The 23868-nt window shown below is 45.9% G+C and carries 11 protein-coding genes, 4 tRNA genes and 5 rRNA genes; 14 read left to right on the top strand and 6 right to left on the bottom strand.

Going from position 1 to position 23868, the window contains the following annotated elements:
* Positions 1 to 121: 121 nt before the first annotated feature.
* Positions 122 to 916 carry a beta-galactosidase gene (locus tag SJY39_RS03475; protein WP_010435015.1) on the top strand — a complete coding sequence of 265 codons (795 nt, stop codon included), beginning with the start codon at positions 122 to 124 and terminating at the stop codon, positions 914 to 916.
* Positions 917 to 941: 25 nt separating this feature from the next.
* On the opposite strand, the gene SJY39_RS03480 is transcribed toward SJY39_RS03475, so the two are convergent.
* The 5 genes from SJY39_RS03480 to pepA form a co-directional block, all read right to left on the bottom strand.
* Positions 942 to 1436, bottom strand: coding sequence for a GNAT family N-acetyltransferase (locus SJY39_RS03480; RefSeq protein ID WP_010435013.1), 495 nt, complete (start codon positions 1434 to 1436; stop codon positions 942 to 944).
* A gap of 49 nt (positions 1437 to 1485) precedes the next feature.
* On the bottom strand, positions 1486 to 1890 hold the full coding sequence (locus SJY39_RS03485) for a DUF2061 domain-containing protein (protein WP_016783722.1): 405 nt from the start codon (positions 1888 to 1890) through the stop codon (positions 1486 to 1488).
* A 215-nt stretch (positions 1891 to 2105) separates the two neighbouring features.
* A complete protein-coding gene (locus SJY39_RS03490) occupies positions 2106 to 4979 on the bottom strand; it encodes a valine--tRNA ligase (protein WP_016793855.1) in 2874 nt (957 codons plus the stop codon).
* A 102-nt stretch (positions 4980 to 5081) separates the two neighbouring features.
* Positions 5082 to 5531, bottom strand: a complete 450-nt coding sequence (locus tag SJY39_RS03495; RefSeq protein WP_010435007.1) for a DNA polymerase III subunit chi — start codon at positions 5529 to 5531, stop codon at positions 5082 to 5084.
* Positions 5532 to 5630: 99 nt separating this feature from the next.
* Positions 5631 to 7151, bottom strand: coding sequence for a leucyl aminopeptidase (pepA, locus tag SJY39_RS03500; RefSeq protein WP_010435005.1), 1521 nt, complete (start codon positions 7149 to 7151; stop codon positions 5631 to 5633).
* Positions 7152 to 7343: 192 nt separating this feature from the next.
* Here pepA and lptF point away from each other — a divergent pair, with 192 nt between their 5' ends.
* Together lptF and lptG are read left to right on the top strand one after the other, a co-directional pair.
* Positions 7344 to 8444, top strand: a complete 1101-nt coding sequence (gene lptF / locus SJY39_RS03505) for an LPS export ABC transporter permease LptF (protein ID WP_010435003.1) — start codon at positions 7344 to 7346, stop codon at positions 8442 to 8444.
* 3 nt (positions 8445 to 8447) lie between these two features.
* Positions 8448 to 9518, top strand: a complete 1071-nt coding sequence (gene lptG, locus SJY39_RS03510; RefSeq protein WP_010435002.1) for an LPS export ABC transporter permease LptG — start codon at positions 8448 to 8450, stop codon at positions 9516 to 9518.
* Positions 9519 to 9582: 64 nt separating this feature from the next.
* Here the strand turns inward: lptG and SJY39_RS03515 are convergent, their stop codons facing one another.
* Positions 9583 to 10059, bottom strand: coding sequence for an RDD family protein (locus tag SJY39_RS03515; RefSeq protein ID WP_010435000.1), 477 nt, complete (start codon positions 10057 to 10059; stop codon positions 9583 to 9585).
* Between the two features lie 195 nt (positions 10060 to 10254).
* Here SJY39_RS03515 and SJY39_RS03520 point away from each other — a divergent pair.
* The 11 genes from SJY39_RS03520 to SJY39_RS03570 all read left to right on the top strand — a co-directional run bounded on the left by SJY39_RS03520 (position 10255) and on the right by SJY39_RS03570 (position 23849).
* A tRNA-Leu gene (locus tag SJY39_RS03520) sits at positions 10255 to 10339 on the top strand.
* Positions 10340 to 10813: 474 nt separating this feature from the next.
* Positions 10814 to 11221, top strand: a complete 408-nt coding sequence (locus SJY39_RS03525; RefSeq protein ID WP_010441580.1) for a VOC family protein — start codon at positions 10814 to 10816, stop codon at positions 11219 to 11221.
* 83 nt (positions 11222 to 11304) lie between these two features.
* Complete coding sequence (locus SJY39_RS03530) at positions 11305 to 12558, top strand: HD-GYP domain-containing protein (RefSeq protein ID WP_016783725.1); 1254 nt, start codon at positions 11305 to 11307, stop codon at positions 12556 to 12558.
* 646 nt (positions 12559 to 13204) lie between these two features.
* Positions 13205 to 14759 (top strand): 16S ribosomal RNA (locus SJY39_RS03535).
* Positions 14760 to 14823: 64 nt separating this feature from the next.
* A tRNA-Glu gene (locus SJY39_RS03540) sits at positions 14824 to 14899 on the top strand.
* A 393-nt stretch (positions 14900 to 15292) separates the two neighbouring features.
* A 23S ribosomal RNA gene (locus SJY39_RS03545) occupies positions 15293 to 18186 on the top strand.
* 101 nt (positions 18187 to 18287) lie between these two features.
* A 5S ribosomal RNA gene (gene rrf, locus SJY39_RS03550) occupies positions 18288 to 18403 on the top strand.
* A gap of 428 nt (positions 18404 to 18831) precedes the next feature.
* Positions 18832 to 20386: ribosomal RNA gene (locus tag SJY39_RS03555) — 16S ribosomal RNA — on the top strand.
* Between the two features lie 67 nt (positions 20387 to 20453).
* A tRNA-Ile gene (locus SJY39_RS03560) sits at positions 20454 to 20530 on the top strand.
* Positions 20531 to 20544: 14 nt separating this feature from the next.
* A tRNA-Ala gene (locus SJY39_RS03565) sits at positions 20545 to 20620 on the top strand.
* Positions 20621 to 20956: 336 nt separating this feature from the next.
* A 23S ribosomal RNA gene (locus SJY39_RS03570) occupies positions 20957 to 23849 on the top strand.
* Together the 16S, 23S and 5S rRNA genes with 3 tRNA genes alongside form the textbook arrangement of a ribosomal RNA operon.
* Positions 23850 to 23868: the final 19 nt, after the last annotated feature.

Here is a 23868-nt window from a genome sequence, read left to right on the forward strand (position 1 = left end):
CTCCCAGTTTTAAAGAATGCCAGCTTCGAGCTGGCATTTTTTTGTCCTCAGAAAAATAAATGTCTTTATATGCATTCATTCTTTATAATGCGTTCAAAATTGATCTAGCTCAAGGAATGACATGCGGCTACCTCTCGATGGTCTTTGGCAAATTTCGCCACTGACGGATCTTTCTATTCCACAAGATGACATTGCCTTTCCTGCTCCGTTAAGTTCAAAGCTCCCTGATAGCTTGAGTGAAGACGATATTGCAAAGCAAGAATGGCACTTGATGCACGACATTGAAGTGGATGATGCCATGTTGGCATGCCCGTTTGTTGAGCTAGTGGTTGCAGGCGTCGATTACTTTGCAGAAGTACGGCTTAATGGCGTTGCTGTGTTTGACTGTGATGGCAGCGAATCTGAATACCGTAAAGACATTCGCCCTTATATGCAGCTTGGTCGAAATCGTTTTGAGATTCTTTTCTTAGAGGAAGAGGAGAGCTTGTTGCTTGAAGAGGACATGGATGAGTCAGCCTCTTCAGCAATTGTCGCTAAATCTGATTCGCGTATCGGGGTTTGGCACGCACCGTACTTGCAATTTGTTCGTAACGTCAAGCTAGAGCAAGTTGTCACCGAGCAAATTTGGCATCACGGTGGCGGCTGTGAGTTTAAAGTGGATGTTATTTATCAGACACTAAAAGCAGGGTTGGTGTCGGCTTCTATTAAATTTAATGGTATGACATTAGTTATGCCGATAGATGTGCGAGCCGAACATACTGGCGTTGTGTTCCAGGTTGAGGCTCCGATCTGTTTTGATCTTGAGAACCCCAATCCTAAGCATTTGTATCCGTTAGAAGTTGAACTCGATGGGCAAAAAGAAAGCTCTTTTGTGGCCTTGAATCCAGCTTCTTGCGTGAGTAACTTCCTGCGTTAGAAGAGTTATTTCTTAGTTACTCTTTTTACAACGATCTGGCCATGACAACTTCACAAGCATCATGGCCAGTTTCTCCCCATGCTGAATCCAGGTGTTCAAAGCCTAGCTTTTCATAAAGTTTCACCGCTGCATTAAGGCATTCTGTCGTTTCTAAGTACATATGTTGATAACCTAAACCTTTAGCCCGGTCCATCGACATATTGACCAACTTCTTAGCTAAGCCTTTACCTCTAGTTACTGGTAAGAAGTACATCTTTTGTAGTTCGCATACTTCGGGCATTCCTGCTAACGGCGCAAATCCACCGCCACCGACGACCTTTCCATTAAGCTCAATCACCCAATATTGCGATCTTTCATTGTTATAAACACTGAACATGTCTTCTAATGTTGGATCTGCTACGCCATAGCCTTTGTCTTCTGTCAGTCCGTTCTCATAAGAAACTTGGCGAATTACGTTAGCAATGCTTGGATTATCTTCTAATTCAATTGAGCGAATAGTGAGGTTAGCAATCTGTTCCATGTTCTGCCTATAAAAATGGGTTACTCATCAGAAGCCCAATATATTGTGATTAAGCATGTTGGTGCAAACAAAACTGTAATTGTGTTGTTTGGCTTTCTGTTTTTCGTAACCAAACTTTTTCGTGGAAATAGTAAGCGATTGTATTTAAAGCTGGCTCTAGCGTGGCCATCACACCGCCAATAAAGGCATCACCAGTTAATAAATAGACAACGGCAAAGGCAACACTAAAATGGATAGCGGCAAAGCTTGCTGTTTTTAGTTTAGTCATAAATTGGCGAGCTTTAAGTGCTGGAATTTGAGCCCAAGCCTTTTCATGAAAATAAAAAGCGACTGTATTTACGGAGGGTTCAATCATGGCAATTAAGCTACCAATCAAGATGTCGCCCGTTAGTACGTAAGCGACACTAAATGCGATAGTAAAATGCAATGCGGCAAAGGTTAGTGTCTTTTTCATGATAATTACTCAATCGTTTTGTTGTTTTGATAGAACTATTATTGAGAATTATTATCATTAATTAAAGTGGGTTGTAAGGATTGATTCGATAGATGAAACCTATCAATAAGTGTGGCGAGTAAGATATATTGGAATCAGAGGCATAAAAAAGGCTGGTCACGAGGACCAACCTTTCTATTTAGATCGAGAAGTTCGAAGCTTTCTCGTTCAATCAGTTAAAGCGCAGCGATGGTCGCTTTTTGCTCTTCAAGCTTAACAAGAGTCTCTTGGTAGCCTTCAAGCTTTTCACGCTCTTTCGCGATAACAACTTCAGGTGCTTTAGCAACGAAACCTTCGTTACCTAGTTTACCTTCGATACGTTTGATTTCGCCTTGAGTCTTAGCCACTTCTTTATCTAGACGAGCAAGTTCAGCATCTTTGTCGATAAGACCCGCCATTGGGATCATCAATTCAGATTTACCAACAAGCTTCGTTGCACAAGCTGGAGTCACTTCACCATCAGCCAGTACTTTGATGTCATCTAGTTTCGCTAGAGAAGTAAGAACGATCTTGTTTGCTTCGATACGCGCAGCATCTTTCTCATCAGCGACTTTGATCATCACTTCTAGGCCTTTGCTAGGAGCAATATCGTATTCCGCACGTAGGTTACGGATAGCAGTGATGAAAGTCTTAACCCATTCGATATCGTCAACGATCTCAGCATTGAAGTTAGCTTCATTAAACTGAGGAAGTGCTTGAGTCATGATTGTCTCTCCTTCAACACCGTCTACTAGTGGCTTAACGCTCTGCCAGATAGATTCAGTGATGTAAGGAAGAACTGGGTGAGCAAGACGCAGTGTTTTCTCAAGAACCGTGATCAAAGTGTAACGGGTCGCTTGTTGTTGAGCTTCAGTACCCTTCCAAAGAACCGGTTTAGTTAGCTCTAGGTACCAGTCACAGAATTGGTTCCAGATGAATTCGTAAAGCGTGTTTGCTGCCATGTCTAGACGGTAGTTGTCTAGGTGAGCATTAAATTCTTTCGCTGCAACTTCAAACTGAGATTCAATCCACTTATCTGCTAGAGAGAATTCCATGTTTGCACGGTCTTCAACAGACAGTGACATGCCACAATCGTGCTCTTCTGTATTCATCAGTACGTAACGGCTTGCGTTCCATAGCTTGTTACAGAAGTTACGGTAACCTTCAAGACGCTTCATGTCCCAGTTGATGTCACGGCCAGTTGAAGCCATAGCAGCAAGAGTGAAACGTAATGCATCAGTACCGTATGGTTCGATACCATCTTCGAAAGTTTTACGTGTAGCCTTTTCGATCTTAGCAGCCAGTTTAGGTTGCATCATGTTGCCACAACGCTTCTCTACTAGCTCTTCAAGGCCGATGCCGTCAATCATGTCGATTGGATCAAGTACGTTACCTTTCGACTTAGACATCTTGTCGCCGTTTTCATCACGGATAAGACCTGTCATGTAAACGGTTTTGAAAGGTACTTGAGCCTTGCCATCTTCGTCTTTCACGAAGTGCATGGTCATCATGATCATACGAGCAACCCAGAAGAAGATAATATCAAAACCAGATACTAGTACTTCAGATGGGTGGAATGTTTTTAGTGCTTCAGTATCTTCAGGCCAGCCTTGCGTGCCGAATGTCCAAAGTGCAGAAGAGAACCAAGTATCTAGTACGTCGTCGTCTTGCTTAAGTACAACAACAGGCGCTAGGTTGTTCTTTTCACGAACTTCTTCTTCAGTGCGACCTACGTAAACCTTACCATCGTTGTCGTACCATGCTGGGATACGGTGGCCCCACCAAAGTTGACGAGAGATACACCAGTCTTGCACGTCACGCATCCACGCGAAATACATGTTTTCGTACTGTTTAGGTACGAATTGGATTTGGCCATCTTCAACCGCTTTAACCGCAGGTTCTGCAAGAGGTGCTGTGCGCACGTACCATTGGTCAGTCAGCATTGGTTCGATAACCACGCCACCACGGTCGCCGTAAGGGACAGTCAGGTCGTGATCTTTGATCTCTTCAAGAAGACCAAGCTCATCGAATTCAGCAACGATAGCTTTACGTGCAGCAAAACGCTCCATGCTTTGGTATTTAGCAGGGATGTCCGTTGAGTAAACATCGCTTTCTTCGCCGTTCGTTGTGAAGACTTCAGCAGCATCACGGATATCAGCGTTGAACGTTAGGATGTTGATCATTGGTAGGTTGTTGCGCTTACCCACTTCGTAATCGTTAAAGTCATGAGCTGGAGTTATCTTCACACAACCCGTGCCTTTTTCCATATCTGCGTGCTCATCGCCTACGATAGGAATAAGACGGTTTACAACAGGAAGTAGGATTTCTTTGCCGATAAGATCTTTGTAACGAGGATCTTCTGGGTTAACAGCAACGCCAGTATCGCCAAGCATGGTTTCTGGACGAGTCGTCGCTACAACGATGTAATCTTTACCATCAGCCGTTTTAACACCGTTCGCTAGCGGGTAGCGGAAGTGCCACATGAAACCTTTTTTGTCTTTGTTTTCAACTTCAAGATCCGAGATTGCCGTGTGCAGTTTAGGATCCCAGTTTACTAGACGCTTACCACGGTAGATTAGGTCTTCTTCGTATAGACGAACAAACACTTCTTGAGTCGCAGCCGATAGGCCATCATCCATAGTGAATCGTTCACGATCCCAATCTACAGATGCACCAAGACGACGAAGTTGTTGAGTGATCGTGCCACCCGATTCGCCTTTCCATTCCCAGATTTTATCGATGAAAGCTTCACGGCCGTAGTCGTGTTTTGTTTTGCCTTCTTCAGCAGCGATCTTACGCTCAACAACCATTTGAGTTGCGATACCAGCGTGGTCAGTACCCACTTGCCAAAGCGTGTTTTTGCCTTTCATACGTTGAGCACGGATAAGCGTATCCATGATCGTATCTTGGAACGCGTGACCCATGTGTAGGCTGCCAGTGACGTTCGGTGGCGGGATCATGATGCTGTAAGCTTCTTTTGATGTGTCACCGTGTGGCTTAAAGTAGCCTTTCTCTTCCCAAGTCTTGTACAGAGCTTGTTCGATTGATGTTGGGTTGTATGTCTTTTCCATAGTGCTCTTAAACGGATACTGTGAATGGTTAATCGTGGTCAAACTTCATAAGTGAAGCTTCTTGAGTTTAAAGTCAAAGAGAGCTTTAACTATGACGTTTGACTATGGATGTTGAATCTCGATAGTTTGTAGCTGATATCCAGCTTGACGGTAAATTTTATACCTTTCTCGAGCGAGTTGCTTAGCTTTTTCTTCGCAAGGCACGAAGTCTATCACCTGAGCAAAGGCGTTCGCAAAGGTTGTATGATTATCGGCCAGATTAATTACTAGCTGACGATTCCAATTATGTTTTACGCCTTGGTAGCCGATTTCGACGTTGGTTGAATACTTTGGTCCTTCGCCAACCAAGTTGTGTGCCATAAATTCACTGGGTTCAACTTGCCAGAAAACTTCCGCAATACGTTCGGCATGCTCTTTGTCATTACAGTTGAGATAAAGTTTAGCGCCTTGTTTTGCAAAGTGCTGAACAAGAAACAGCACATAGTGAGTAAAACCATCTTCGCGGGCTTGCGGACTGTCTGAAGGCACTATGTAAAAAGTGGCAGTTTGCATACTTAACACTCGAACTGAAAATTGTGGACCTCAATATTACTTGGTCTACAGACTCTAACAAATAGCAGTTATTAAAAAAGGGCCCGTAGGCCCTTTTTACTATTTTGAAGATTGCTCTTCAGTCTCTTGGCCGCTGCGGTTCAATAAGAATTGGACAAGCATTGAGACAGGACGACCTGTCGAGCCTTTCGCTGCGCCTGACTTCCACGCCGTACCAGCACTGTCGATGTGTGCCCAGTGGTACTTCTTAGTGAATTTAGACAGGAAGCAACCAGCAGTAATTGTGCCGCCAGGACGGCCGCCGATGTTCGCCATATCAGCGAATGGGCTGTTTAGCTGCTCATGGTATTCGTCAGCCATAGGTAGACGCCATGCTCGGTCGCTTGCTTGCTCTGAAGCATTAACAAGTTCATGAGATAGTGGGTTGTGGTTTGATAGAACACCACTGATGTGGTGACCTAGAGCAATAACACATGCGCCAGTTAGTGTCGCAACGTCGACAACACAATCAGGTTCAAAACGCTCAACGTAAGTTAGAGCATCACATAAAACCAAACGACCTTCTGCATCAGTATTTAATACTTCAACGGTTTGACCAGACATCGTAGTTAGGATGTCACCAGGGCGATAAGCGTTGCTACCAGGCATATTTTCACAACCCGCTAGAATACCAACAACGTTGATTGGCAGGTTAAGTTTCGCCAATGCTTTCATTGTACCGAATACAGAGGCAGCACCACACATATCGTACTTCATCTCATCCATGCCTTCGCCAGGCTTAAGTGAGATACCGCCTGAATCGAAAGTAAGACCTTTACCGACTAGGACGATAGGTTTTGCGTCTGGATCCGCAGCGCCTTTGTATTCCATGATAGACATCATCGATTCGTTCTTAGAGCCACGGCCTACTGCTAGGTATGAAGTCATACCCAGTTTTTCCATCTCTTCTTCGCCAATGATCTTAGTCTTCACAGTTTCATAATCGTCAGCTAGGCGACGAGCTTGAGATGCAAGGTAAGCAGGGTTTGCGATGTTCGGTGGCATATTGCCTAGATCTTTCGATGCTTTCACACCTGAAGCAATAGCAAGGCCATGAGAAATAGCTTTCTCACCAAGGCTCAATTCACGACGTGTAGGTACGTTGAATACCAATTTACGTAGTGGGCGACGAGTCTCTGGCTTATTACTCTTGAATTGGTCAAACGTGTAAAGGCCATCTTTAGTTGCTTCTACAGCTTGACGAACTTTCCAGTAAGTGTCGCGACCTTTAACGTGAAGTTCTGTAAGGAAACATACTGCTTCCATAGAACCTGTTTCGTTTAGTGTGCTGATGGTTTTTTGGATGATTTCTTTGTATTGACGTTCGCCTAGCTCACGCTCTTTACCACAGCCTACCAGTAGAACACGTTCTGAAAGTACACCAGGTACTTGATGCAGTAGTAGCATCTGGCCAGGTTTACCCTCTAGATCACCGCGACGAAGCAGTGAACTAATATAGCCATCGCTAATCTTATCTAATTGCTCGGCGACTGGAGAAAGGCGGCGCGGTTCGAATACACCGACAACGATACATGCGCTGCGTTGTTTCTCTGGGCTGCCACTTTTTACACTGAACTCCATGCGTACTCCTACATCCTGAAGACAAATCGAACTAAATGTTAGATAATGGGTTCTTACTTGTTGGATCCTATAATGGAACTAACCTTAAAGAAGAACGCTAACACTTAGCTAAAAATTTAAAAAAATAAAAGGTTCAACGGGAAATTATAGTGATTCAATCAAAAAAACAAGTTTTGTATAGGTAATTTGAGCGTGATTATTGTTAGATATTTGATCCGCGAGACAATCAAGAGCCAATTTGCGATCTTTTTTGTTCTCTTTCTCGTGTTTCTCAGCCAAAAATTCATCAGTGTTTTAGCGGACGCCTCTGATGGTGATATCCCAGCGAGCCTCATATTATCAATTGTTGGCTTAAATATGCCCGCGATGGGCTTATTGATGCTTCCACTCAGTATCTATATTGGTATTTTACTTACTTTTGGTCGCCTTTACGCTGAAAGTGAAATAGTCGTAATGAACGCGACTGGTATTGGTAATAAATTCCTTATTCAATCTGCACTTTACTTGGCCTTAATCACAGCATCTGTTGCTGCTTTTAACTCATTTTGGCTGTCTCCTTGGTCGCAAGATAAAGTTGAGCAAATGTATGAAGAAGTGGCTGCAGAGAACAGTGTGGATTTACTGCCAAAAGGTAAGTTTGAAGGCACTCCTGATGGTTCTTCAGTCGTTTTCATCGATGACATCGACGGTAATAAGTTAGAAAATGTGTTTGTAGCTCAAATGCGCCCACGTGATTCAGTGTTACCTAGTGTAATGTTCTCTAAATCCGGAGACGTAAAAGAGCTTAGCGATGGTCGACAAGTGATTGTGATGTACGATGGTACCCGTCATGAAGGTGTTCCAACTCGTCTTGATTATATGGTGACACACTTTGAAGAGTACGAAGGCCTGATTGGCCAACGTGAAGTTGAGAAGAAAGGCCGTGACTGGGAAGCCATTCCTACGCTCGATCTGATTGGTAATCCAGAAAACAGTGCGAAAGCAGAATTGCAGTGGCGAATTTCATTGGTGCTTTGTATTCCATTGTTGACCATGCTTGTTGTGCCACTGTCTGCAGTAAACCCTAGACAAGGTCGTTTCGCCAAAATCGGCCCAGCTATACTGATTTATCTAACTTACTTCTTAGCAATCAGTGCAACCAAATCTTCGATTGAAGAAGGGAGTATTCCCGCGGTAGTCGGCATGTGGCCAATAAATGCGTTGTTGTTACTTGTCGCGATTGGTGCAAACTTTATGGATAGTGTGCCAGTAAGGCGTTTGAAAGAAAAATTCAAGAATAAGAGGTTGGCTTAAGCCGTGTTTAAAATTCTCGATTTATATATAGGCAGAACCATCATCGCAACGACGTCATTGGTATTGGTGACGTTTGTTGGCCTCTCTGGGATCATCAAGTACGTAGAGCAGCTTAGAAAGGTTGGTCGCGGTACATACGATCTATTACAAGCGCTGTATTTCGTTTTGTTGAGTATCCCACGTGATATTGAAATGTTCTTTCCAATGGCCGCTTTGCTTGGCGCATTGATCGGGCTTGGTATGCTTGCTGCAAGTTCTGAACTCGTTGTAATGCAGGCTGCGGGTTTCTCTAAGTTAGATATCGGCCTATCGGTACTCAAAACCGCAATCCCACTGATGATCGTTGTGACATTGCTTGGTCAGTGGGGCGCACCTCAAGCACAGAAAATGGCTCGTGACTTAAGAACCATATCAATTGCTGGTGGTAATATTATCTCGACTCAAAGTGGTGTATGGGCTCGCGATGCCAATGATTTTATCTTCATTGTCAAAATTGATGATGAGAAGCTATATGGAATGAACATGTGGCGCTTTGATGAGAATAAAGCTCTAAAGACCGCTATTTACTCTGACGAAGTTGATTACGTTGGAGATAACGTGTGGACGATGAAAAATGTAGAGATCACGTCTTTTGAAAACGAACTTCAAATTACTAAAGAAAGCCTGCCAACTTATTCTTGGAAGACATCATTAGCACCGGATAAGCTCGCGATAGTAACGGTTAAACCAGAAGAGCTTTCATTAAGTGGATTGTATGATTATGTTTCTTATCTCAAAGCTTCAGAACAAGATGCATCACGCTATGAACTGGCGTTATGGCGAAAGATAACTCAGCCTATCTCGATAGCGGTCATGATGCTGATGGCATTATCGTTTATCTTTGGCCCTCTACGTAGTGTGACCATGGGTGCTAGGATTCTTTCTGGTGTTATCGCAGGTTTTACTTTCTACATATCCAGTGAGTTTTTTGGTCCAGTGAGTTTGGTTTATCAAATTCCCCCCGCTTTTGGTGCGCTAGCTCCGAGTGTGGTATTCCTCGGAATAGCAGTCATGCTCTTGAGGCGGAAACTGTAAATAGAAAAAAGGAAGGTATAACGCCTTCCTTTTTTGATCTTGATTAGAGCTAACTTAAATCACGCTATCGTGCTTGTGGTAACACAACGACTTCGGTCTTTGCCCAGATATCGTGAAAGCCACGCTTTTTTGGATCGAATGGAACACATAGGTTTGCCAATCCAAAACCTGAAGTACCCAAACGAATCATCGCCTGAGTTACTGTAATAGCTGAACCGTCTTTGTTTTGAACGCGTAGCTTCCAGGCTCTCATTCCCAGAGTTTGTCCTGCTCTTGTCCAGAAGAACACAAAGAAGTAAACCCAAACGACCACTAAGTAAAAAGTATACGCTGGGCTCCAAATCGGATGGTTTGTTAAGAAGTCACTAACATCTGCATATCCGCTATGGTTAAAAATACCAAGAGCCATTAGAGCGTGCAGCAGAGCGACAATAACGCCAGCTGCCAACATTTCAATAGCGATTACAATAAGGGCGTCATAGAACAAAGCACCAAATCGGCGCATTACTCCTGCTGGTGGCAGAGTGTTTGTTGATGTCATTGTGTTATTACTTCTTCAAAAATTGAGGCGTCAGAATATAGTTTAAGGCTTAGCGTGAAAAGAGACATAACGCACAGCTTATGACTTAGTGGCGAAATTATCGGCAAACACACATGAATTCAAGTTTTTATACTTGCCACATCAGTTCGCATACGTATAATGCCAGACATCGAAAGGGCAATGCCCCAAGATAATGCCGGTATGGTGAAATTGGTATACACGACGGATTCAAAATCCGTTGCCTTCGGGCGTGGCGGTTCAAGTCCGCCTACCGGTACCATATTTAAATGACAAAGCCTCGACTCAAGTCGGGGCTTTGTTGTATCTGGAGAGCAAAAAACGTTGCCTTCGCTGTGACGACAGGGGTGCCTGTCCAATCAGTCCGCCTGCGGGTACCAAACATAGAAAGGTCGTTTTTATCTCGACCTTTCGTCGTTTTGGGCGTTTGTGAATTCCTAACCCAGGGTGCCGGCTTGGATGCAAGCCCAGTCAAGTCGCCTATCGGATCATATTTAATGACAAAGCCTCGACTCAAATCGGGGCTTTGTTGTATCTGGAGAGCAGAAAACGTTGTCTTCGCTGTGGCGGCAGGTATGCCTGTTCAATCAGTCAGATCTTGATGTTTCATTCCTAAATTTCATCATTTCTCTTCGTAATCTAATGTGCCAATGAATTAATTATCTTAAATCAGAATGTTACCTTTAATTCTCACATCTATTGTCTATGTTTAAGATAGATCATAAAGGAGAGAGATATGCTGAAAGTTACCCCTTACTTATTTTTTGATGGTCGTTGTAATGAAGCATTGGACTTTTATCACAAGTGCTTTGGTGGTGTAGTTTTATCAAAACAACTATTTAGTGACGCACCACAGGTAATAGAGGGTGCTCAGCCTGATTGGGTTATGCACGCAGAGTTTGAAGCATTCGGTATGAAGCTTATGATGTCAGATGGCGTCAAAGCGAAAGAATTAGAAGGAAACAATCTTGCACTCTCCCTTGTTACTGAGGATACGACGACTCAAGAGCAAATCTTTGAAAAATTAAAGCAAGGTGGTCGTATTATGACACCTTTAGCGGATACTTTTTGGGGAGCGCGGTTTGGTAAAGTGGAAGATAAATTTGGTATACGCTGGATGGTACATTGTGACTCTTTAAGTTGAACCAGTGAAATTGGATAGTGAAATTGCTGCTTGGTTTTATTAGAATTATAAATAGAGATTATTGATCGATATTATATATAAAAATGGGCAGCATAAAGATTACCGTAGATCGCATTCAGCCCGGTCTACACATACGACTCCCAGTAAAATGGAATGAACACCCATTTCTACTCAACAGTTTCAAAATCAAAGATGATGCTCAAGTACAAGTAATTCGACATCTTGGAATCAAGCACGTCTATATAAATCCGAATCAGAGCGATACATCCCCTCTACCAGTTAACCACGTGAATGAACAAGCCTTGGATACTGATTTACAGGCAAGTATTGAAACGGAAAGAATGTGGAAAGATAAGCATGAACGTATTGAAACTCTAAGTTCTTACCGTCGCAGAGTAAGCCATTGTGAGAAAGAGTTCGAACGTTCGCTTGCTCGAATGCGTTCTGTTATGACCAAGATTCGTAATCGTCCTTTAGCTGCGGTAGGGGAGGTGAAGGCTCTTGTTGACGATATTGTCGAAACACTCGTGAGCGATGACAACGTTACCCTGCATCTTATGAATACTAAAGTGGACTTTGATGACCTCTACTTTCATACATTGAATGTTTCTGTTGTTGCACTAATGATAGGTAAGGCTAAAGGTTTCGATACTCAACAATTAAAAGAACTCTCCTTTGCTGCGTTATTTCACGATATCGGCAAAATAAAAATACCTACGGCTATCTTAAGAAAACAGACTGCGTTAACGGTACCGGAAGAAAACTATTTAAAGCTTCATACGAAATACGGTGTGGATATAGTCGCAGGAATTGATGATTTTCCTGACAGCGCGAAGAAGGTAATTGGTCAGCACCATGAAATGAATGATGGTTCAGGTTACCCCGAAGGGTTAACGGAAGGAGAGATTGATGAATTTGCGAAGATAGTCGCTGTAGCGAATACCTTCGACAACCTTTGTCATGGCAGAGGGCAACCTCACCCTAAGATCCCTTATCTAGCATTGTCCCACTTATACAAGAATTGCAAACACCTATATAGTCAGGACAACTTGAGTTTGTTAGTTAAGTTTATGGGTGTGTATCCGCCAGGTACGGTGGTACAACTTTCCAATGACTCTATTGGTGTTGTGATCTCCGTTAATGCGAAACATATGCTCTACCCGAATGTACTGATTTATGATCCTAGCGTCCCTAGAACTCAAGCTCCGATTATTGACTTGCTTAATAAAGAGATAAAAATCGTTAATGCAGTACATCCAAGCAAACTACCCGAGCAAGTGAGAGAGTATTTAAATCCACGAGCTCGATTATCTTACTTTTTTGAAAGTAACGACTAGTTATCCACAAGGTTCTGTGGTTAATTTGTTTAAAAGTTGGGGTGAGATTGGTATAAATAGACTCTTGGTTGAAATCTCTTCGCTTAGCCTCTTTTTTTAATGAAAAACGTATTTAATGCTTGCCAATGAGAGCTGCATCTCTATAATGCCGCCTCACTGACACGGCAGATGCCATAAGGCTTCAGCGAAGAATGTTAGTAAGGCAACTAGCTTTAAGCGATGATTCGCTTTTACTTTTTAAAAGTAGAAATTAATTCCGAATAAGTGTTTGACACTGAGAATTAAATCGCTAGAATGGCCGCCTCTTCCGAAGTGATGTAACTCACAACGAAGAGAAGCTCTTTAACAATTTAAACCTATCAATCTGTGTGGGCACTCGTTGATGAATATCAAAACGTTATTACTTAGGTAGTAACAGTTACTTCGGTAACAAACTTGATTTCAATGAACTGAGTGACCAATACGTTTAACTACTTTCTCTTGTAGAAAGAAATTATTCGGCACAGTCAATTCATTACCATTCTGTTGGAATGGTAATAGCTTTAGAATTACATGTTCATCAATCTTTTTCGAAAGAACAATGAATATTAGTTTTGAAGTCAGTATTCGTTGAGTCACACCTATTAATTTAGGTAATCAAAACTTTAAATTGAAGAGTTTGATCATGGCTCAGATTGAACGCTGGCGGCAGGCCTAACACATGCAAGTCGAGCGGAAACGACATTAACAATCCTTCGGGTGCGTTAATGGGCGTCGAGCGGCGGACGGGTGAGTAATGCCTAGGAAATTGCCTTGATGTGGGGGATAACCATTGGAAACGATGGCTAATACCGCATGATGCCTACGGGCCAAAGAGGGGGACCTTCGGGCCTCTCGCGTCAAGATATGCCTAGGTGGGATTAGCTAGTTGGTGAGGTAATGGCTCACCAAGGCGACGATCCCTAGCTGGTCTGAGAGGATGATCAGCCACACTGGAACTGAGACACGGTCCAGACTCCTACGGGAGGCAGCAGTGGGGAATATTGCACAATGGGCGAAAGCCTGATGCAGCCATGCCGCGTGTATGAAGAAGGCCTTCGGGTTGTAAAGTACTTTCAGTTGTGAGGAAGGGTGTGTAGTTAATAGCTGCGCATCTTGACGTTAGCAACAGAAGAAGCACCGGCTAACTCCGTGCCAGCAGCCGCGGTAATACGGAGGGTGCGAGCGTTAATCGGAATTACTGGGCGTAAAGCGCATGCAGGTGGTTCATTAAGTCAGATGTGAAAGCCCGGGGCTCAACCTCGGAACTGCATTTGAAACTGGTGAACTAGAGTGCTGTAGAGGGGGGTAGAATTTCAGGTGTAGCGGTGAAATGCGTAGAGATCTGAAGGAATACCAGTGGCGAAGGCGGCCCCCTGGACAGACACTGACACTCAGATGCGAAAGCGTGGGGAGCAAACAGGATTAGATACCCTGGTAGTCCACGCCGTAAACGATGTCTACTTGGAGGTTGTGGCCTTGAGCCGTGGCTTTCGGAGCTAACGCGTTAAGTAGACCGCCTGGGGAGTACGGTCGCAAGATTAAAACTCAAATGAATTGACGGGGGCCCGCACAAGCGGTGGAGCATGTGGTTTAATTCGATGCAACGCGAAGAACCTTACCTACTCTTGACATCCAGAGAAGCCAGCGGAGACGCAGGTGTGCCTTCGGGAGCTCTGAGACAGGTGCTGCATGGCTGTCGTCAGCTCGTGTTGTGAAATGTTGGGTTAAGTCCCGCAACGAGCGCAACCCTTATCCTTGTTTGCCAGCGAGTCATGTCGGGAACTCCAGGGAGACTGCCGGTGATAAACCGGAGGAAGGTGGGGACGACGTCAAGTCATCATGGCCCTTACGAGTAGGGCTACACACGTGCTACAATGGCGCATACAGAGGGCAGCAAGCTAGCGATAGTGAGCGAATCCCAAAAAGTGCGTCGTAGTCCGGATTGGAGTCTGCAACTCGACTCCATGAAGTCGGAATCGCTAGTAATCGTGAATCAGAATGTCACGGTGAATACGTTCCCGGGCCTTGTACACACCGCCCGTCACACCATGGGAGTGGGCTGCAAAAGAAGTGGGTAGTTTAACCTTTCGGGGAGGACGCTCACCACTTTGTGGTTCATGACTGGGGTGAAGTCGTAACAAGGTAGCCCTAGGGGAACCTGGGGCTGGATCACCTCCTTATACGAAGATACCACGATGAGTGTCCACACAGATTGATATGTTTAAACAGTTAAGAGTAACCTATGTCCCGTTCGTCTAGAGGCCTAGGACACCGCCCTTTCACGGCGGTAACAGGGGTTCGACTCCCCTACGGGATACCATCTTTAAGCACATTTATTTAAGTGTTTTTAAAAATGGTTCATTTTATTGAATCAAGCTCTTTAACAATTTGGAAAGCTGACTGATTGATTTACTTACGAGTAATTCAATCAAATTTAAAAGTTCTCAATGTTTATCTGCTCTTATTTATTAAGAACAGTATAAACACAACAAACACATTCAAGTGTCTTGTATTCGAATGATCAGAAATGATTGTTCATTTTTTGATTCTACTTTTTATTAAAAAGTGGAAACAAAAAGTAAATTGAGTCCGGCAAACAGTCATTGAGAATTAACCCTTCTTGATGACAACCAAAAACCTTGGTTAGTTGCCATACGCTTATTTGTCTTCACTTTTTAAAGTGAAAGCAAATAGAAACCCTTTCGGGTTGTATGGTTAAGTGACTAAGCGTACACGGTGGATGCCTTGGCAGTCAGAGGCGATGAAAGGCGTAATAACTTGCGATAAGCCCAGATTAGGTAGTAATAACCTTTTGAGTCTGGGATTCCTGAATGGGGAAACCCACGTGCATAAGCACGTATCCTGTTGTGAATACATAGCAACAGGAGGCAAACCGGGGGAACTGAAACATCTAAGTACCCCGAGGAAGAGAAATCAACCGAGATTCCGAAAGTAGCGGCGAGCGAAATTGGATTAGCCCTTAAGCTTTTAATGAGACAGACGAAGGCTCTGGAAAGTGCCGCAGTAAAGGGTGATAGCCCCGTAGTCGACATCTTATAATCAGTGAAAACGAGTAGGGCGGGACACGTGATATCCTGTCTGAATATGGGGGGACCATCCTCCAAGGCTAAATACTACTGACTGACCGATAGTGAACCAGTACCGTGAGGGAAAGGCGAAAAGAACCCCTGTGAGGGGAGTGAAATAGAACCTGAAACCGTGTACGTACAAGCAGTAGAAGCACCTTCGTGGTGTGACTGCGTACCTTTTGTATAATGGGTCAGCGACTTAATTTTAGTAGCAAGGTTAACCGTTTAGGGGAGCCGTAGGGAAACCGAGTCTTAACTGGGCGTACAGTTGCTAGGATTAGACCCGAAACCAGGTGATCTAGCCATGGGCAGGTTGAAGGTTGAGTAACATCAACTGGAGGACCGAACCGACTAATGTTGAAAAATTAGCGGATGACTTGTGGCTAGGGGTGAAAGGCCAATCAAACCTGGAGATAGCTGGTTCTCCCCGAAAGCTATTTAGGTAGCGCCTCGGACGAATACTACTGGGGGTAGAGCACTGTTAAGGCTAGGGGGTCATCCCGACTTACCAACCCTTTGCAAACTCCGAATACCAGTAAGTACTATCCGGGAGACACACGGCGGGTGCTAACGTCCGTCGTGGAGAGGGAAACAACCCAGACCGCCAGCTAAGGTCCCAAAGTATAGCTAAGTGGGAAACGATGTGGGAAGGCTCAGACAGCCAGGATGTTGGCTTAGAAGCAGCCATCATTTAAAGAAAGCGTAATAGCTCACTGGTCGAGTCGGCCTGCGCGGAAGATGTAACGGGGCTAAGCTATACACCGAAGCTGCGGCTACGTACCTTAGGGTATGTGGGGTAGGGGAGCGTTCTGTAAGCCGTTGAAGGTGGTCTGTAAGGGCTGCTGGAGGTATCAGAAGTGCGAATGCTGACATGAGTAACGATAAAGGGAGTGAAAAACTCCCTCGCCGGAAGACCAAGGGTTCCTGTCCAACGTTAATCGGGGCAGGGTAAGTCGACTCCTAAGGCGAGGCCGAAAGGCGTAGTCGATGGGAAACGGGTTAATATTCCCGTACTTCTTACAATTGCGATGGGGGGACGGAGAAGGCTAGGTGGGCCTGGCGACGGTTGTCCAGGTTCAAGTATGTAGGCGGGTGGTTTAGGTAAATCCGGACCGCTACTAACGCTGAGATACGATGTCGAGCTACTACGGTAGTGAAGTCATTGATGCCATGCTTCCAGGAAAAGCCTCTAAGCTTCAGATTGTAAGGAATCGTACCCCAAACCGACACAGGTGGTCGGGTAGAGAATACCAAGGCGCTTGAGAGAACTCGGGTGAAGGAACTAGGCAAAATGGTACCGTAACTTCGGGAGAAGGTACGCTCTTATCAGTGAAGTCCCTTGCGGATGGAGCAGACGAGAGTCGCAGATACCAGGTGGCTGCAACTGTTTATTAAAAACACAGCACTGTGCAAAATCGTAAGATGACGTATACGGTGTGACGCCTGCCCGGTGCCGGAAGGTTAATTGATGGGGTTAGACTTCGGTCGAAGCTCTTGATCGAAGCCCCGGTAAACGGCGGCCGTAACTATAACGGTCCTAAGGTAGCGAAATTCCTTGTCGGGTAAGTTCCGACCTGCACGAATGGCGTAATGATGGCCACGCTGTCTCCACCCGAGACTCAGTGAAATTGAAATCGCTGTGAAGATGCAGTGTACCCGCGGCTAGACGGAAAGACCCCGTGAACCTTTACTACAGCTTGGCACTGAACATTGAACCTACATGTGTAGGATAGGTGGGAGACTATGAAATTGCGTCGCTAGATGTGATGGAGTCGTCCTTGAAATACCACCCTTGTAGTTTTGATGTTCTAACGTTGGTCCCTGAATCGGGATTACGGACAGTGCCTGGTGGGTAGTTTGACTGGGGCGGTCTCCTCCCAAAGAGTAACGGAGGAGCACGAAGGTGGGCTAAACACGGTTGGACATCGTGTGGTTAGTGCAATGGCATAAGCCCGCTTGACTGCGAGAATGACAATTCGAGCAGGTGCGAAAGCAGGTCATAGTGATCCGGTGGTTCTGAATGGAAGGGCCATCGCTCAACGGATAAAAGGTACTCCGGGGATAACAGGCTGATACCGCCCAAGAGTTCATATCGACGGCGGTGTTTGGCACCTCGATGTCGGCTCATCACATCCTGGGGCTGAAGTCGGTCCCAAGGGTATGGCTGTTCGCCATTTAAAGTGGTACGCGAGCTGGGTTTAGAACGTCGTGAGACAGTTCGGTCCCTATCTGCCGTGGGCGTTGGAAAATTGAAAGGGGCTGCTCCTAGTACGAGAGGACCGGAGTGGACGAACCTCTGGTGTTCGGGTTGTCATGCCAATGGCATTGCCCGGTAGCTAAGTTCGGAATCGATAACCGCTGAAAGCATCTAAGCGGGAAGCGAGCCTTGAGATGAGTTTTCCCTGGCACTATAAGTGTCCTAAAGGGTTGTCGTAGACTACGACGTTGATAGGCAGGGTGTGTAAGTGCTGCGAGGCATTGAGCTAACCTGTACTAATTGCCCGTGAGGCTTAACCATACAACACCCAAGGGGTTTTGTGGACTCAATAGAAAGACAGACCTTGAATGCGTTTGAAGAGACATAACTTTTAAATACAGTTTTCCGAATTTTAAAATTTGCTTGGCGACCATAGCATTGTGGACCCACCTGATTCCATGCCGAACTCAGAAGTGAAACACAATAGCGCCGATGGTAGTGTGGGGCTTCCCCATGTGAGAGTAGGACATCGCCAGGCTTTAATTTCGACTTTGTCTATTTAATAGACAAGTCACCATAGAGTTCTAAGTTTTCTTAGTATTTTATGTTGACTTTCAAAGTGGAAAGCGTATTATACGCGTCCTGCTTAAGTGCTAAGGCACTGAAAGCGTTCTCTTTTTAGAGAACAAGCTCTTTAACAATTTAAACCTATCAATCTGTGTGGGCACTCGTTGATGAATATCAAAACGTTTTATCGTTAGATAAAACAGATTCTTCGGAATCAAAATTGATTTCAATGAACTGAGTGACCAATACGTTTAACTACTTGTAGTTATTCGGCACAGTCAATTCATTACCATTCTGTTGGAATGGTAATAGCTTTAGAATTACATGTTCATCAATCTTTTTCGAAAGAGCGAATGAATATTAGTTTTGAAGTCAGTATTCGTTGAGTCACAAAATCTTAAATTGAAGAGTTTGATCATGGCTCAGATTGAACGCTGGCGGCAGGCCTAACACATGCAAGTCGAGCGGAAACGACACTAACAATCCTTCGGGTGCGTTAATGGGCGTCGAGCGGCGGACGGGTGAGTAATGCCTAGGAAATTGCCTTGATGTGGGGGATAACCATTGGAAACGATGGCTAATACCGCATGATGCCTACGGGCCAAAGAGGGGGACCTTCGGGCCTCTCGCGTCAAGATATGCCTAGGTGGGATTAGCTAGTTGGTGAGGTAATGGCTCACCAAGGCGACGATCCCTAGCTGGTCTGAGAGGATGATCAGCCACACTGGAACTGAGACACGGTCCAGACTCCTACGGGAGGCAGCAGTGGGGAATATTGCACAATGGGCGAAAGCCTGATGCAGCCATGCCGCGTGTATGAAGAAGGCCTTCGGGTTGTAAAGTACTTTCAGTTGTGAGGAAGGGTGTGTAGTTAATAGCTGCGCATCTTGACGTTAGCAACAGAAGAAGCACCGGCTAACTCCGTGCCAGCAGCCGCGGTAATACGGAGGGTGCGAGCGTTAATCGGAATTACTGGGCGTAAAGCGCATGCAGGTGGTTCATTAAGTCAGATGTGAAAGCCCGGGGCTCAACCTCGGAACTGCATTTGAAACTGGTGAACTAGAGTGCTGTAGAGGGGGGTAGAATTTCAGGTGTAGCGGTGAAATGCGTAGAGATCTGAAGGAATACCAGTGGCGAAGGCGGCCCCCTGGACAGACACTGACACTCAGATGCGAAAGCGTGGGGAGCAAACAGGATTAGATACCCTGGTAGTCCACGCCGTAAACGATGTCTACTTGGAGGTTGTGGCCTTGAGCCGTGGCTTTCGGAGCTAACGCGTTAAGTAGACCGCCTGGGGAGTACGGTCGCAAGATTAAAACTCAAATGAATTGACGGGGGCCCGCACAAGCGGTGGAGCATGTGGTTTAATTCGATGCAACGCGAAGAACCTTACCTACTCTTGACATCCAGAGAAGCCAGCGGAGACGCAGGTGTGCCTTCGGGAGCTCTGAGACAGGTGCTGCATGGCTGTCGTCAGCTCGTGTTGTGAAATGTTGGGTTAAGTCCCGCAACGAGCGCAACCCTTATCCTTGTTTGCCAGCGAGTCATGTCGGGAACTCCAGGGAGACTGCCGGTGATAAACCGGAGGAAGGTGGGGACGACGTCAAGTCATCATGGCCCTTACGAGTAGGGCTACACACGTGCTACAATGGCGCATACAGAGGGCAGCAAGCTAGCGATAGTGAGCGAATCCCAAAAAGTGCGTCGTAGTCCGGATTGGAGTCTGCAACTCGACTCCATGAAGTCGGAATCGCTAGTAATCGTGAATCAGAATGTCACGGTGAATACGTTCCCGGGCCTTGTACACACCGCCCGTCACACCATGGGAGTGGGCTGCAAAAGAAGTGGGTAGTTTAACCTTTCGGGGAGGACGCTCACCACTTTGTGGTTCATGACTGGGGTGAAGTCGTAACAAGGTAGCCCTAGGGGAACCTGGGGCTGGATCACCTCCTTATACGAAGATACTTACGATGAGTGTCCACACAGATTGATTAGGTTTAAAAAAGTTAAGAGACGATATTGGGTCTGTAGCTCAGCTGGTTAGAGCGCTCGCCTGATAAGCGGGAGGTCGGTGGTTCAAGTCCACTCAGACCCACCAATATCGACCTAGATGGGGCTATAGCTCAGCTGGGAGAGCGCCTGCCTTGCACGCAGGAGGTCTGCGGTTCGATCCCGCATAGCTCCACCATCTTTAAGTATTCTCTTAAGAGAGTCTTTAAAAATGGTTCATTTTATTGAATCAAGCTCTTTAACAATTTGGAAAGCTGACTGATTGATTACTTACGAGTAATTCAATCAAATTTAAAAGTTCTCAATGTTTATCTTTCATTAGATAAACACAACAAACACATTCAAGTGTCTTGTATTCGAATCAATGTTTACATTGATTCACAATTGAGTCCGGCAAACAGTTATCAAGAATTAACCCTTCTTGATGACAACCAAAAACCTTGGTTAGTTGCCATACGCTTATTTGTCTTCACTTTTTAAAGTGAAAGCAAATAGAAACCCTTTCGGGTTGTATGGTTAAGTGACTAAGCGTACACGGTGGATGCCTTGGCAGTCAGAGGCGATGAAAGGCGTAATAACTTGCGATAAGCCCAGATTAGGTAGTAATAACCTTTGAGTCTGGGATTCCTGAATGGGGAAACCCACTTACATAAGTAAGTATCCTGTTGTGAATACATAGCAACAGGAGGCAAACCGGGGGAACTGAAACATCTAAGTACCCCGAGGAAGAGAAATCAACCGAGATTCCGAAAGTAGCGGCGAGCGAAATTGGATTAGCCCTTAAGCTTTTAATGAGACAGACGAAGGCTCTGGAAAGTGCCGCAGTAAAGGGTGATAGCCCCGTAGTCGACATCTCATAATCAGTGAAAACGAGTAGGGCGGGACACGTGATATCCTGTCTGAATATGGGGGGACCATCCTCCAAGGCTAAATACTACTGACTGACCGATAGTGAACCAGTACCGTGAGGGAAAGGCGAAAAGAACCCCTGTGAGGGGAGTGAAATAGAACCTGAAACCGTGTACGTACAAGCAGTAGGAGCACCTTCGTGGTGTGACTGCGTACCTTTTGTATAATGGGTCAGCGACTTAATTTTAGTAGCAAGGTTAACCGTTTAGGGGAGCCGTAGGGAAACCGAGTCTTAACTGGGCGTACAGTTGCTAGGATTAGACCCGAAACCAGGTGATCTAGCCATGGGCAGGTTGAAGGTTGAGTAACATCAACTGGAGGACCGAACCGACTAATGTTGAAAAATTAGCGGATGACTTGTGGCTAGGGGTGAAAGGCCAATCAAACCTGGAGATAGCTGGTTCTCCCCGAAAGCTATTTAGGTAGCGCCTCGGACGAATACTACTGGGGGTAGAGCACTGTTAAGGCTAGGGGGTCATCCCGACTTACCAACCCTTTGCAAACTCCGAATACCAGTAAGTACTATCCGGGAGACACACGGCGGGTGCTAACGTCCGTCGTGGAGAGGGAAACAACCCAGACCGCCAGCTAAGGTCCCAAAGTATAGCTAAGTGGGAAACGATGTGGGAAGGCTCAGACAGCCAGGATGTTGGCTTAGAAGCAGCCATCATTTAAAGAAAGCGTAATAGCTCACTGGTCGAGTCGGCCTGCGCGGAAGATGTAACGGGGCTAAGCTATACACCGAAGCTGCGGCTACGTACCTTAGGGTATGTGGGGTAGGGGAGCGTTCTGTAAGCCGTTGAAGGTGGTCTGTAAGGGCTGCTGGAGGTATCAGAAGTGCGAATGCTGACATGAGTAACGATAAAGGGAGTGAAAAACTCCCTCGCCGGAAGACCAAGGGTTCCTGTCCAACGTTAATCGGGGCAGGGTAAGTCGACTCCTAAGGCGAGGCCGAAAGGCGTAGTCGATGGGAAACGGGTTAATATTCCCGTACTTCTTACAATTGCGATGGGGGGACGGAGAAGGCTAGGTGGGCCTGGCGACGGTTGTCCAGGTTCAAGTATGTAGGCGGGTGGTTTAGGTAAATCCGGACCGCTACTAACGCTGAGATACGATGTCGAGCTACTACGGTAGTGAAGTCATTGATGCCATGCTTCCAGGAAAAGCCTCTAAGCTTCAGATTGTAAGGAATCGTACCCCAAACCGACACAGGTGGTCGGGTAGAGAATACCAAGGCGCTTGAGAGAACTCGGGTGAAGGAACTAGGCAAAATGGTACCGTAACTTCGGGAGAAGGTACGCTCTTATCAGTGAAGTCCCTTGCGGATGGAGCAGACGAGAGTCGCAGATACCAGGTGGCTGCAACTGTTTATTAAAAACACAGCACTGTGCAAAATCGTAAGATGACGTATACGGTGTGACGCCTGCCCGGTGCCGGAAGGTTAATTGATGGGGTTAGACTTCGGTCGAAGCTCTTGATCGAAGCCCCGGTAAACGGCGGCCGTAACTATAACGGTCCTAAGGTAGCGAAATTCCTTGTCGGGTAAGTTCCGACCTGCACGAATGGCGTAATGATGGCCACGCTGTCTCCACCCGAGACTCAGTGAAATTGAAATCGCTGTGAAGATGCAGTGTACCCGCGGCTAGACGGAAAGACCCCGTGAACCTTTACTACAGCTTGGCACTGAACATTGAACCTACATGTGTAGGATAGGTGGGAGACTATGAAATTGCGTCGCTAGATGTGATGGAGTCGTCCTTGAAATACCACCCTTGTAGTTTTGATGTTCTAACGTTGGCCCCTGAATCGGGGTTACGGACAGTGCCTGGTGGGTAGTTTGACTGGGGCGGTCTCCTCCCAAAGAGTAACGGAGGAGCACGAAGGTGGGCTAAACACGGTTGGACATCGTGTGGTTAGTGCAATGGCATAAGCCCGCTTGACTGCGAGAATGACAATTCGAGCAGGTGCGAAAGCAGGTCATAGTGATCCGGTGGTTCTGAATGGAAGGGCCATCGCTCAACGGATAAAAGGTACTCCGGGGATAACAGGCTGATACCGCCCAAGAGTTCATATCGACGGCGGTGTTTGGCACCTCGATGTCGGCTCATCACATCCTGGGGCTGAAGTCGGTCCCAAGGGTATGGCTGTTCGCCATTTAAAGTGGTACGCGAGCTGGGTTTAGAACGTCGTGAGACAGTTCGGTCCCTATCTGCCGTGGGCGTTGGAAAATTGAAAGGGGCTGCTCCTAGTACGAGAGGACCGGAGTGGACGAACCTCTGGTGTTCGGGTTGTCATGCCAATGGCATTGCCCGGTAGCTAAGTTCGGAATCGATAACCGCTGAAAGCATCTAAGCGGGAAGCGAGCCTTGAGATGAGTTTTCCCTGGCACTATAAGTGTCCTAAAGGGTTGTCGTAGACTACGACGTTGATAGGCAGGGTGTGTAAGTGCTGCGAGGCATTGAGCTAACCTGTACTAATTGCCCGTGAGGCTTAACCATACAACACCCAAGGGGTTTT

The organism is Vibrio sp. R78045 (assembly GCF_042466085.1).
Classification (GTDB): Bacteria; Pseudomonadota; Gammaproteobacteria; order Enterobacterales; family Vibrionaceae; genus Vibrio; species Vibrio cyclitrophicus.